This window comes from Streptomyces sp. NPDC090798 (assembly GCF_044768965.1).
In the GTDB taxonomy this organism is placed as follows: domain Bacteria; phylum Actinomycetota; class Actinomycetes; order Streptomycetales; family Streptomycetaceae; genus Streptomyces.
In genome coordinates this window covers 37,996-51,014 of record NZ_JBIVXA010000009.1, presented here as the reverse complement: position 1 = coordinate 51,014, position 13,019 = coordinate 37,996, and the positions used below count along the sequence as shown (strand labels likewise).

The following is a 13,019-nucleotide window of genomic DNA, read 5'->3' as shown; positions in this document are numbered from 1 at the left end:
TAATGCGCGGTGTCTCTCGTTTCCGTACGCGGACTGCCACAGGCCGGTTACAGATGCCGGTCTGCCGTGATCGGACGGCGCGTGCGATGATGTGCCCGCCAACTGCATACCGGCCGCTTGAATCCGCGCGGGAGAGTTCCGGGAACCTTCGGGTACCCGGGCGCCGAAGGAGCAAGTCCCTCCCTTGAATCTCTCAGGCCCCGTTACCGCGCGGGCGAGGCACATCTGAAAAGCGGGCCGCTGTCCAGTGGCTCCACCCAAGGTGCAAGTCAGGACCTCCGTTCGCGGGGTCGTGATGAACCTCTCAGGTTCCGATGACAGATGGGGAGGAACGACCTCGCCGTCATGCCTTGGGAGCCCCACCGATGAGCAGTAACGCACCCCGTCTCACCGCGCTCGATGCCCTGCATCGCTCGCTCGGCGCGACGATGACCGACTTCGCGGGCTGGGACATGCCCCTGCGCTACGGCTCCGAGCGCGACGAGCACCTCGCCGTGCGCACCCGGGCCGGTCTCTTCGACCTCTCGCACATGGGCGAGATCACGGTCACCGGGCCGGGGGCCGCCGCCCTGCTCAACCACGCGCTGGTCGGCAACATCGCCTCCGTCGGCGTCGGCCGCGCCCGCTACACGATGATCTGCCGGGAGGACGGCGGCATCCTGGACGACCTGATCGTCTACCGGCTGGCCGAAACCGAGTACATGGTCGTCGCGAACGCCTCCAACGCCCAGGTGGTGCTGGACGCGCTGACCGAGCGTGCCGCCGGCTTCGACGCCCTCGTGCGCGACGACCGGGACGCGTACGCGCTGATCGCCGTGCAGGGCCCCGAGTCCCCCGGCATCCTCAAGTCGCTGACCGACGCCGACCTGGACGGGCTGAAGTACTACGCGGGTCTGCCGGGCACCGTCGCGGGGGTCCCGGCGCTGATCGCCCGCACGGGCTACACGGGCGAGGACGGCTTCGAGCTGTTCGTGGCCCCGTCCGACGCCGAGAAGCTGTGGCAGGCGCTGACGGAGGCGGGCGCGCCCGTCGGGCTCGTCCCCTGCGGCCTCTCCTGCCGTGACACGCTGCGCCTGGAGGCGGGCATGCCGCTGTACGGGCATGAGCTGACGACCTCGCTCACCCCCTTCGACGCGGGGCTCGGGCGGGTCGTGAAGTTCGAGAAGGAGGGGGACTTCGTGGGGCGTGCCGCGCTCCAGGAGGCCGCCTCCCGCGCCGAGGAGAACCCCCCGCGGGTGCTCGTCGGGCTCGTCGCCGAGGGCCGTCGCGTGCCGCGCGCCGGTTTCTCGGTCGTCGCCGACGGCAAGGTGATCGGCGAGGTCACCTCCGGCGCGCCCTCCCCCACGCTGGGCAAGCCGATCGCGATGGCGTACGTCGACGCCGCGCACGCCGCGCCGGGCACGGCCGGGGTCGGCGTGGACATCCGGGGCAGCCATGAGCCGTACGAGGTCGTGGCGCTGCCGTTCTACAAGCGCCAGAAGTAGCTTCGGGGCCGAAGGGGCCCCGTCCAGCGCGCCCACGTGACGCACGCCGCTGTGTCACGTCTCGTATCCCAGGACCACTCGGTCATCCCGTTCATCCGCACTCCCCCGCGTACAGGAGAATTCAGGCCATGAGCAACCCCCAGCAGCTTCGCTACAGCAAGGAGCACGAGTGGCTGTCGGTCGCCGAGGACGGCGTCGCGACGGTCGGCATCACCGAGTTCGCGGCCAACGCGCTCGGCGATGTCGTCTACGCCCAGCTTCCGGAGGTCGGTGACACGGTGACCGCGGGCGAGACCTGCGGCGAGCTGGAGTCGACCAAGTCGGTCAGCGACCTGTACGCGCCGGTCACCGGCGAGGTCGTGGAGGCCAACCAGGACGTGGTCGACGACCCGTCGCTGGTGAACTCCGCCCCCTTCGAGGGCGGCTGGCTGTTCAAGGTACGCGTCACGGACGAGCCGGCCGACCTGCTCTCCGCGGACGAGTACACCGAGTTCTCCGGCTCCTAAGGACTTCTGACTGATGTCGCTTCTGAACACGCCCCTGCACGAGCTGGACCCGGACGTCGCCGCCGCCGTCGACGCCGAGCTGCACCGCCAGCAGTCCACCCTGGAGATGATCGCCTCGGAGAACTTCGCTCCGGTCGCGGTCATGGAGGCCCAGGGCTCGGTCCTGACCAACAAGTACGCCGAGGGCTACCCGGGCCGCCGCTACTACGGCGGCTGCGAGCACGTCGACGTGGTCGAGCAGATCGCCATCGACCGCGTCAAGGCGCTCTTCGGCGCCGAGCACGCGAACGTGCAGCCCCACTCGGGCGCCCAGGCCAACGCGGCGGCGATGTTCGCGCTGCTGAAGCCGGGCGACACGATCATGGGTCTGAACCTCGCGCACGGCGGGCACCTCACCCACGGCATGAAGATCAACTTCTCCGGCAAGCTGTACAACGTGGTCGCGTACCACGTGAACGACGAGACCGGTCAGGTCGACATGGACGAGGTCGAGCGCCTCGCCAAGGAGTCCAGGCCGCAGCTGATCGTGGCGGGCTGGTCGGCGTACCCGCGTCAGCTGGACTTCGCCGCGTTCCGCCGGATCGCGGATGAGGTCGGCGCGTACCTGATGGTCGACATGGCGCACTTCGCGGGCCTCGTGGCCGCGGGCCTGCACCCGAACCCGGTGCCGCACGCCCACGTGGTCACCACCACGACCCACAAGACGCTGGGCGGCCCGCGCGGTGGCGTGATCCTGTCCACCGCCGAGCTGGCGAAGAAGATCAACTCCGCGGTCTTCCCCGGCCAGCAGGGCGGTCCGCTGGAGCACGTGATCGCCGCGAAGGCCGTCTCCTTCAAGGTCGCCGCCTCCGACGACTTCAAGGAGCGCCAGCAGCGCACGCTGGACGGCGCGCGGATCCTGGCCGAGCGCCTGATCCAGGACGACGTCAAGGCCGTGGGCGTGGACGTCCTGTCCGGCGGCACGGACGTGCACCTGGTCCTGGTCGACCTGCGCAACTCCGAGCTGGACGGCCAGCAGGCCGAGGACCGTCTCCACGAGGTCGGCATCACGGTCAACCGGAACGCGATCCCGAATGACCCGCGGCCCCCGATGGTGACCTCGGGCCTGCGTATCGGCACCCCCGCCCTCGCCACCCGCGGCTTCCAGGCCGAGGACTTCACCGAGGTCGCGGACATCATCGCCGAGGCGCTCAAGCCCTCCTACGACGCGGATTCCCTCAAGACCCGGGTCTCCGCCCTGGCCGACAAGCACCCGCTGTACCCCGGCCTGAAGTAGTACCGCCTGAAGCAGTACCACCTGAAGCAGTACAGAACCAGTTCCCGCGAAAGTTCACTTTCGTACAGAAATTCGCACGGAACGTACGATTCACCAGGACGCCGCGCACACTGGAACCGGAGCTGTGCGCGGCGCCCACCCCCATGCACCACCCCTGTTGTGAGGAGTCCCCGTGGCCATCTCGGTCTTCGACCTGTTCTCGATCGGCATAGGCCCGTCGAGCTCCCACACGGTGGGCCCGATGCGTGCGGCGCGCATGTTCGCCCGCCGGCTGCGCAACGAGGAGCTGCTGGACTCGGTGGCCTCCGTCCGGGCGGAGCTGTACGGCTCCCTGGGCGCCACCGGCCACGGCCACGGCACCCCCAAGGCGGTACTGCTGGGCCTGGAGGGCGCGTCGCCGCGAACGGTGGACGTGGAGGGCGCCGACGACCGCGTGGAGCAGATCAAGTCGTCGGGCCGTCTCTCCCTCCTCGGCACGCACGAGATCGACTTCTCCTTCGACGACGACCTGGTCCTGCACCGCCGCAAGGCCCTGCCGTACCACGCGAACGGCATGACGATCTTCGCGTACGACGCCTCTGGCGCACTCGTCCTGGAGAAGACGTACTACTCGGTCGGCGGCGGCTTCGTGGTCGACGAGGACGCCGTGGGCGAGGACCGCATCAAGCTCGACGACACGGTGCTCAAGTACCCCTTCCGCACGGGCGACGAGCTGCTGCGGCTGACGAAGGAGACCGGCCTGTCGATCTCCGCCCTGATGCTGGAGAACGAGCGGGCCTGGCGCACCGAGGAGGAGATCCGCGAGGGCCTTCTCGCCATCTGGCGTGTGATGCAGGCGTGCGTCTCCCGGGGCATGTCCCGCGAGGGCATCCTGCCGGGCGGCCTCAAGGTCCGCCGCCGCGCCGCCGTCTCGGCCCGCCAGCTGCGGGCGGAGGGCGACCCGCTGGCCCACGCGATGGAGTGGATCACGCTCTACGCGATGGCGGTGAACGAGGAGAACGCGGCGGGCGGCCGGGTGGTCACGGCCCCCACGAACGGCGCCGCGGGCATCATCCCGGCGGTCCTCCACTACTACATCAACTTCATCCCGGGCGCGGACGAGGACGGCGTCGTGCGCTTCCTGCTCGCCGCCGGCGCCATCGGGATGCTCTTCAAGGAGAACGCCTCCATCTCCGGCGCCGAGGTCGGCTGCCAGGGCGAGGTCGGCTCGGCCTGCTCGATGGCCGCGGGCGCTCTCGCCGAGGTCCTCGGCGGCAGCCCCGAACAGGTCGAGAACGCCGCCGAGATCGGCATGGAACACAACCTCGGCCTCACCTGCGACCCGGTCGGCGGCCTCGTCCAGATCCCCTGCATCGAACGCAACGGCATGGCAGCGGTCAAGGCGGTCACCGCCGCCCGCATGGCCATGCGCGGCGACGGCTCCCACAAGGTCTCCCTCGACAAGGTCATCAAGACCATGAAGGAGACGGGCGCGGACATGAGCGTGAAGTACAAGGAGACGGCGCGGGGCGGGCTCGCGGTCAACATCATCGAGTGCTGAGGAAATAGTCCTCCGCAGGCACCCCAACGCTCGAGAAGATGTCGAGTGCCTGCTGCCTCATCGGTCCGGCGGCAGCGTCTTCGCGCTTTCGGAGGGTGCGGCTGAGGACCATGAGAGTACGGGCTTCGCCCAGCCGATGGCCGGTCTCACGGTGTACTGCCAGTACTTCCTGGCCGAACTTGACGGCTGTGTCGTACGCCGCCTCGGACTCCGCCGTCCCGCACAGGACGGTCAACGCCTGGCCCTCGACCACACGGAAGCCGTGCTCGCGTGCCAGGCTCAGCGCCCGCTCGGCACGGCGGCGGGCCTGCTCGTGCCGGCCCCCTCACCGGGATCGACTCCGACTTCGTCCCGCAGGCGAACGCGCATCTCCTGATAGACGTTGAGCGCTTCCGCTCGACGTTCGCAGCCGTACAGGGCTCGAGGCGCAGCGCCGGCAGCGACTCGTCGAACGGGCCGGAAGGGGACGCGGACGGGGCGCCGAGGTCGTCCAGGGCCTCGCCGAACCGGCCGAGCAGCACCAGGCACTCGAGACTCGCCAGCCGGAGCGTCCGCCGCCGCTCCAGCAGCCGCTGCCGCTCGTTCTGCGCGAACGGTCCAGGAAGGTTGACCAAGGGCTCTCCGCGCAACAGCGCGAGCGCCGCGGACAACTGGTCCGTCGCTCCCGCCAGATCGCCGGACGCCTTCACGCGCAGCGCCTCGTCACCCCGTTCCGTCAGGTCCGCCGTATCGAGCCGGACCCCGTCGACGACGAAGCGATACCAGCCCTTGCCGGTGCGGATCACCGACTCCGCAGGCAGGGTGCCCAACGCGTCGAGCGCCCTGCGCAGTGGGTTGACATGACTGGCCGGCACCTTGCGCATCAGCAACGCGGCCGGCACCGCCCGTCGTTTGACAGGCCCCAGACCCCAATGGTGTTCCGCCCCGCCAGGCCCGTAACGGCCCGAGCACCTCCATCCGAAGCCGCTCAGGAGATCCGCCGTCCACCGCGAAGCCTCCGCTCCCGCAGATCATCGGCATTTCATCAGCGTTGCAGCGTGCCCCGCCATGGTTGCAGACGCGATCGCGTGGGCCGCGCCGGCGAACTCCCCTACCGTGGCGGGTCCTCCCAGGACGGGTCCACGGGGACGTTCCAGCCTCGCAGCATGGACAGAGTCTCCGCCCGGGTCTTCGGCCAGGCGAACCGGAAGGCGCGGTCGAGCACTTCCCTGCTCTCCAGAAAAAACTCCAGAAAAGTGAAGTGGGCCGTATCCACCAGCCAGCCATCGGGGTCCTCCTCGAGCCCCTCGATGAACTCGAAACAACGCGCCAGGAAGTCCTCCGCCTCCGCGTCGATTTCTGGAGATTTCATCAAGGGCTTGAAAAGAGGGTAAACAAGCACTTCGGACAGGAGTGTCCCCGGGTGGGTGTTGACCTGCTCCCAATGGGTCACCTGCGACACACGCAGGTCGTGACGCTCGGCCGCCTTTTCGAAATAAGGCTCCACTTCCGGGAGCAGTCGCATGAGCTGCGTGACCAATTCACCCGAGGTGATTCCTTGCATGTCCATCCTCTTTCATATTACGTCGAATAATACCGTGCCACCGGCCGGGAATTCCTCCCGGCCGGTGGCACGTCTGGTAGGTGGTCCGGTGGGGGGTCAGGCCATCGGGGTCACCACATAGCAGTCACCGAAGAACACACACCCCGCGCCCTGGCCGTCGGGGACCACGTCCAGCGGGTCCGTCAGGGATTCCGAGAGCTGTTTCGTCGCTTCCTCGAATCCATAGTTGTAGACGTCCACCGGGTACTGTGCGGCGCTGGCGGCGCCACCCACCACACCGAACGCCTTCGCGAAACCGCGGCCCTTGATCCTCTCGCCCGTGGGCACGGCCCGCTGGGGGGCCTTCGGGTGGAGGTTCTCGGGGACGGCGAACTTCTGCCCAGTGACCTCGCTCATCGACTCCGCCGAGATGACGGTCTTGACAAGTTTGGACACCGTTTTGTCGAACCCCGACGCCTTCACTCTCTTCGTCACCTCGCCGGCCACGTCGTCCGCGTTGAGGGCCGTCCAGAGTTCCTTCGATTCGTTGAGCGCGACCTTGCGGTCGGAGTCGGAGAGAATCCCCTTTCCGGTGTCCTCCTTGGCCTTGCGGTCCTCCTCCAGCAGATCACGCAGACCGCCCAGTTTCGCGACGGCCTTCTCGATGTGCCATTTCGATCCGTCACCGCCGAAGCCCTTGCCCTCGTTCATCTCCTCGATCAGGGCAGTGCCCGTCTTGCCGTCGCCCACCACGTCCTTGTCCGCGACCTGCGGCCTGATGTAGAGCTCCTCGATGATGTCCTTGAGGCGCTCGTTCTCCACCGCCGGCATATGGGCGCGCTTCTTGTCCATACCCGGGTTCGGGTTCTTCTTGGGCTTCGAGGGCTTGCTGGGTACGACCCTTCCGCCCACGCACTTGCCGGGGTTCTGGCGGCAGTACTCCATCATGTCCGGGTCGTAGTTACCCGTCGGGTCGCTGCGCCGCAGCGGGTTGTTGTGCCCGTAGGCGTAGCCGTTCAGCTGCTGCGGGTCCGACGGGTCGACCACCGCGTCGGCGCTGAGGAAGCGACCCGTCTTCGGGTCGTACTCCCGGGCTCCGAGATGGGTGAGGGCGGTGGGGTCCTGCGTACCGCCGACGAAGCCCTTGGTGCCCGGCCAGCTTCCGGCCTGCGGCACCGTGCCGCGTGCTTCGCCGAAGGGCATGTTGCGGCGCTGCACCATGGTCTGGCTCATGGCGTCGATGGCGAGTTCGCCGGTGCCGTGGTGGTCGGCGACGACGAACGAGAGCGAGCCGTCGTCCTGACGCACGGCGCTCGCCCCGCCGAGGTCGTAGTACCGCCGCGCCGTCGTCTTCCCGGTGGACTTCGTCCAGGTGATCTCCGTGGCGCCCAGGTACAGCGTCGAAACACCGCCGGGACCGCGGCTGATCAGGCGTTTGCCGTCGGCGTCGTACAGGTACTGGGTGGTCGAGGAGCCCTCGGTCACCGAGGCGAGATTGCCCTCGGAGTCCCAGACGAACGACTGCTTCGCCCCGCCGCTCGGCGTACGGGACTCGGTGCCGCCGCCGGGCTCGTAGGTGTACGTGTCCTTGCCGGTGACGGCGCCCGTGGAGGAGACCGAGGTCAGGGTGTTCGGCTGGCCCTTGCCGTTCTCGTCGTAACGGTAGGTGCGCGTGATGTCTCCGGCGGTCTTCCCGGTGGGATCGTGCCGGGTGTCGGTGTCGCGGTTCCCGGCCGCCGTGTAGGTGTACGACTGCCAGTACGGCGCCGGCCCGCCGAGCGCGGTCGTGCCGGGGGCCGGTGCGCAGTCACCGGCCGGTGTCCACGCCTCGGTCAGCCGCTGGAGGTAGTCATAGCGGAAGCACTGCCGGTCCGTGCCCTGGCGCGAGGCGTCGGTGACCGAGGTGACGTTGCCCGAGTCGTCGTAGTCGTAGGTGGCCGCGCGGTCGACACCGGGGACGCCTTCGCGTTCGGCGCGGCTGGTGGACAGCCGCTGGGTGCCCGGTTCGTACGTGTTGTTGATCCAGACCCGCTTGCCGGCGTCGCCCAGCTCCAGCTCCTCCAGCTTCCCGGTGAGGCTGTAGCGCGCGTTGCCGATGTAGGTGCCCAGGCCTTCGGCCTTCACCACGCGCTGGAGCCCGTCGTAGGTCGGTGCGACCACCTCGGCGGGCAGGTTCCCCGCCGCCGGGTAGCTGGCGGACTTGACGGTCCCGTCCAGGTTGTAGGTGGTGTTGGTCTGGTAGCTGACGCCTGCGGTACCGCCGAGGCCGGGCTCCGAGGCCGGGATCGACACGGTCGAGCGCAGCGGCCGGTACAGGTTGTCGTACGCGTTGATCGTCTGCGTGTACTGGGCGCCGCCCGCGCCGCCGACATAGCGGGTGGAGCTGCCCAGGTAGCCCTTGCGCACGGTGTCGAAGGTCCAGGAGGCCAGCAGCGGGCCCGTGGCGGAGTTCTCCCGGGTCTCGATGTGCCGGCCGAGACGGTCGTAGACGAAAGCGATCTTCTTCTGACGGCCTTCGTCGGTCGCGGTGGTGACCCGGTCCGCGTCGTCGTACGTCGTCCTGGTGGTGCCCGAGTCGGGGTCGGTGGAGGTGAGCTGGCGCCCGAGCAGGTCGTAGGTGTAGGAGCGGACCGTCTTGTCCGGGCTGGTGACCTTGGTCAGGTGCCCGGCGCTGTCGTGCTCGTACAGCGTGCTGTCGAAGTCGCCCGTCGGCGACGTCCCGTGGAACTCACGCAGTTCCTTGGTCCGGCCCGCCGCGTCGAGCACCGTCGCGGTCGGGGTGGTGCCGGCCGGCGGGTCGACGGTCACCAGGTCGGCGCTGTGGGTGGTCGTGGTGCGGGACAACTCCACACCCACGCCGTTGCCCCTGAGGGTCCTGGTGACGGTCTGGCGGCCCAGGCCGTCGTACTCGTTGACGGTCTGGGTGTCCACGGCGCCCTGTTCGGTCACGCCGAAGAGCTTGGCCTCCGGTGCTTTGGCGGCGTAGTACGGCGCGAACTTCCGCTCGACCAGGCCGCGTTCGTCGTAGAACGTGTCGTCGATCAGCCGGCCGCCGTCGGGTCCGGCGGACTGCGACTGCCGGGGCCGCAGCCAGCCGTCGTAGAGGATGTACGACGCCTGCTGGCTGCCGTCGTTCAGCAGCTTCTTGGCGACGACCGCGGCGATGTCGCCTTCCGTGATCCGGTAGCCGTACTCCAGGCTGGGCGTCGGGCTGGAGGCCTTGGGCCGGTTCGCGAGCCAGGCCTTGGTGAGCCGGCCCAACGCGTCGAACTCCGCGTCACTGCGCTTGCCGTTGGCGTCGATCGTGGCGGTGGGCAGCGAGCGGACGCCGTCGAACTCGGTCACGACGGACTGCGCGCTGGACGGGGTGCCGGCGACCAGTTCGGTGCCCGTCACGGTGAGGGTGCCGGGCTTGGTGGTGGTCGCGGGGGCGAAGACGGTCGTACTGCTGGCACCGGATGAGTCGGAGGTGGACTTTGCCCGCCCGTAGCTGTCGTAACCGGTGCTCTTCCAACGGTAGTTGGGGGTGGTGCCGGTGTAGCCGACCAGCTCCTCCTGCTTGGTGAGCAGGCCCCGGGTCGGTGCGGCGCCGAAGGCGAGGGAGTCGTAGGTGTTGCGCTTGCGGGAGAGCAGGTGCGCGGGGTAGGTGACAGCCGTACCGCATGCCACGTCGAGGACCTCGACCTGTTTGGGCAGGGCGCGCAGCCAGTTGGTCTCGTTGTCGGCGTACGAGGTGGTCGTGCACTGCTCGTCGCCGGGCGCGGCCTCACCGAGGTCGCTGTCCTCGATGACCCTTCCCTCGTCGTCGAACTTCGTCGCCGTGGAGGTCTGCTGCCAGCTGCCGTCGTGCTTGCGATCCCAGGTGCGGGTCGCGGCCGTGCCGGTCAGGTTCGCGGTGACCGTGCCCCAGTCCCGTACCCGCTTGCCGGTCTCCTTGCGCCACGGGGTGCTCACGGTCTTGCTCTCCACCGTGCCGCCCGGCGCGGTGTATTCGATGGTCTTGAACTCGGTTCCCTGGAAGGCTTCGTGGTCGGTGAGGCTGCCGCCCTCGCCGTCGGGGACGGTCACCGACTTGGCGCCGCCCGCGGCGTTCTTGCGGTCACCGTCCATGCCTCGCAGGAACCAGTGCTCGCTCAGCGCGCGCATGCCGTCCCAGCCGCCGGACTGCACCTGGACGCGGCCGTAGCCGTTCCACTGCGACCAGGTCTTGTACTTCTCCTTGGTCAGACCGTCGTCGTCGGCGTAGTGCCAGGCGGCACCGTCGAGGTACGCGTATCTGGTGACCATGTCGTCGGAACCGCCGGTGCGGTCGGTCGCGGTGACCTGTGTGACGACGTACTTGTTGAACCACTCCTGGACGGGGTCCGGCGCGCCGGCGGGCTGCCAGTACTGCGGGAAGCAGCGCGTGGTGTTCGTCTCGGGCGCGGGCAGCGCGGCGAAGTCGCACTCGGGCTCCGAGTAGGCGACGTCGATCGAACCGCCCGACTCGTCGGAGATGCCTGCGAGCCGGTACTTGATGAAGGGCGCGATGCCGTCACCGAGCCGGTCGAGGCGGTTGGGCGCCTGCTTGTAGCCGAAGGTCACTCTGGGCAGGGTGATCGAGGGGGTGGCGGACAGGCCGGTGTGCTGGATCGACTCCAGGAGCAGGGAACGGTCGATGTCCGCGTCCCCCCACTTCTGAGTGAACGCCCAGGCGTCGGCGTCCGCGTAGCCGCCCGAGGGCTGGAGGATCTGGGTGGTTATTTTGGAGAGCCGCTTGCGGGACCAGAAGGACGGGGCGAACCGGCCCTTGTCGCAGTCGGTACCCGCCTTGCAGTTCAGGTAGTACGGCGTGTCCTCCCATCGGGTGGGGTTCTTCTCGATCTCCGTGGGGGCGCAGTCGGCGGCCGTGGGCTGGATGCACCGCTCGGTGTTGGTGAAGGCGACCTTGCCGGTGGCCTTGGCGGTGAAGAGCGTGTCGGTGCGCTGGCCGTACTCGATGTGGTCGATGACACCGCCGCGCTCGTACGGGGTGTCGTCTGCGGCCACGCGGTCGCGGCCGTAGGAGTTGGTCTCCGGGTCGTACCAGTACGACATGGCGTTGCCGTTGAGGTCGACGACGTAGTCGAGGTTCCACCGCCAGGCCTGCTGGCACCAGGACGCGGCGAAGGTGGACTGGTGGCAGGGCTCGTCGGTGTTGTTGCCGAAGACGGGCACGGTCCAGGTGGACTTGGTCTCGGGCTTGCCCGTGCTCCAGCCGGGGAGGCGGTTGTAGCCGAAGAAGTACTGGAGGCCGTCGGTGGTCGTCACCTTCCAGTACTCGCCGTCGTTGTCGCCGTTCGCCCGCTCGGTGGCGTTGCTGAGCTTCTCGACGCGGGTGCCGTCGTCGTTGCGGATCCGCCAGGTGTCCTTGCCCGCCGGGATCAGCTCGCCCGCGCGGCCGTTGAAGCTGATGGTCGCGTTGTCGTATCCCCAGCACTGGTCGCCGGGGGCGTCGTCCTTGCTCCAGTCGCCGTCCTCGCCGCACGGCTTGTAGCGCCGCTCGATGAAGCCGGTGTTCATGTCGAAGCCCGTACCGACCCAGGAGGACTGGTTGTTGCTGGTGGTCGTCTGGCCGTCGACGGCGCCCGAGGAGTAGCCGATGGACAGCTTGGGCAGCAGTCCGCCGGGCACGGTCGGCGTGGTCAAGGGGTAGGACCAGGAGAAGTCGCCGGTCTGGAGACTGGTCTGCCACGCGGCGGACGACGACAGCGGGGTCGCCGTGTAGTCACCGGCGCCCGCGGAGCCGCCGTCGGCATCGGCCACGGCGGCGAGCAGGACGGCGGACGCGGCGGGCCGCAGTGCGACGGAGTCGGCGGACACCGTGTGCTTCTCGCTGTCGTTGTGGCCGGCCACCGGGGTGGTCGTACGGCAGCGGGGCAGCTTCGGGGTGGTCAAGGCGCAGGAGGGCAGGGTGACCAGGCGCAGCCGGGCGCCGTAGTCACCGCCGTACGCCTCGCCGAACGCGGAGTAGTCCAGACTGACGCCGACGTGGCGAGCGCCGGAGGACGTGCTCGGGGAGCCGGTGGCGCTGACGGAGAGCAGGACTCCGTCGAGGCCCAGGCCACGGGCCGTGTCATGCGGAAGGAGCCGCACCTGTGCCTTGGTGGAGCCGGTTGTCACCCGGTCGGCCAGCAGCCGGACGGGCAGGCCGGGTACCGACAGGGGTGCGACGGTGGCGCGCCCGGCCCGTGTGCCCGCCGCCTTCTTGCCGGTATCGGTGCCCGGGGCCGCGGCGGGCAGGGTGACCTGCGCGGCGCGGGCATCCGGCCAGGTGGCGTGAGGTGCGCGGCGAGGGCCGGAAGCCAGCCCGTCCGCCTTGCGCGGCTTGGCCCTGAGCGCCTTGCCGGGGACGGGGTGGTCGGCCTCGACGGGCGGTGTGTGTCTGGCACCGCTGGGCTTCGGAGCGGCCAGCGCGGGCTCGGCCTGGAACAGCGAGCCGGCCATGAGCGCGGCCACCGCCAAGGCGGTGTACCGGCGGAAGCGGGCCGCTCGACGCGGCGGTATGGGTCTGGACAACCCGAACGTTCCTTACGTTGGTGGGTGGGGGGTTGATTCCGGTCTCCCTTCGACCCCGGGGGGGGGGGGGGGGGGGGGGGCGCCGGGGGGCGGGGGGCGCCCCCCCCGCCCCCCCCCGCCCCCCCCGCGCGGGGGGGCCCCCGGGGGACCGCCC

The 13,019-nt window shown here is 69.4% G+C and carries 7 protein-coding genes, 1 pseudogene and 1 riboswitch; of the genes and pseudogenes, 4 read left to right on the top strand and 4 right to left on the bottom strand.

From position 1 onward, the window contains the following. Positions 1–118 precede the first annotated feature (118 nt). Positions 119–219: riboswitch (glycine riboswitch) on the top strand. Positions 220–365: 146 nt separating this feature from the next. From gcvT to ACIQTP_RS20690, 4 genes are all read left to right on the top strand, one after another. Beyond that, on the top strand, positions 366–1,484 hold the full coding sequence (gene gcvT / locus ACIQTP_RS20705) for a glycine cleavage system aminomethyltransferase GcvT (protein WP_402045673.1): 1,119 nt from the start codon (positions 366–368) through the stop codon (positions 1,482–1,484). Positions 1,485–1,612: 128 nt separating this feature from the next. Continuing rightward, positions 1,613–1,990, top strand: a complete 378-nt coding sequence (gcvH, locus tag ACIQTP_RS20700; protein ID WP_403401645.1) for a glycine cleavage system protein GcvH — start codon at positions 1,613–1,615, stop codon at positions 1,988–1,990. A gap of 13 nt (positions 1,991–2,003) precedes the next feature. Continuing rightward, on the top strand, positions 2,004–3,266 hold the full coding sequence (gene glyA / locus ACIQTP_RS20695) for a serine hydroxymethyltransferase (protein WP_403401643.1): 1,263 nt from the start codon (positions 2,004–2,006) through the stop codon (positions 3,264–3,266). Between the two features lie 172 nt (positions 3,267–3,438). After that, on the top strand, positions 3,439–4,806 hold the full coding sequence (locus ACIQTP_RS20690) for an L-serine ammonia-lyase (RefSeq protein ID WP_403401641.1): 1,368 nt from the start codon (positions 3,439–3,441) through the stop codon (positions 4,804–4,806). A gap of 279 nt (positions 4,807–5,085) precedes the next feature. Here ACIQTP_RS20690 and ACIQTP_RS20685 read toward each other — a convergent pair whose 3' ends face one another. The 4 genes and pseudogenes from ACIQTP_RS20685 to ACIQTP_RS20670 all read right to left on the bottom strand — a co-directional run bounded on the left by ACIQTP_RS20685 (position 5,086) and on the right by ACIQTP_RS20670 (position 12,865). Further along, entirely contained in the window at positions 5,086–5,334 is a 249-nt protein-coding gene (locus ACIQTP_RS20685) for a BTAD domain-containing putative transcriptional regulator (RefSeq protein ID WP_403402012.1), read from the bottom strand. 8 nt (positions 5,335–5,342) lie between these two features. Further along, positions 5,343–5,669: pseudogene (locus ACIQTP_RS20680) on the bottom strand (BTAD domain-containing putative transcriptional regulator); the annotation flags it as partial. 227 nt (positions 5,670–5,896) lie between these two features. Further along, complete coding sequence (locus ACIQTP_RS20675) at positions 5,897–6,349, bottom strand: hypothetical protein (protein WP_402045661.1); 453 nt, start codon at positions 6,347–6,349, stop codon at positions 5,897–5,899. 96 nt (positions 6,350–6,445) lie between these two features. Further along, positions 6,446–12,865, bottom strand: a complete 6,420-nt coding sequence (locus ACIQTP_RS20670) for an RHS repeat-associated core domain-containing protein (RefSeq protein WP_403401639.1) — start codon at positions 12,863–12,865, stop codon at positions 6,446–6,448. Between the last annotated feature and the right edge of the window lie 154 nt (positions 12,866–13,019).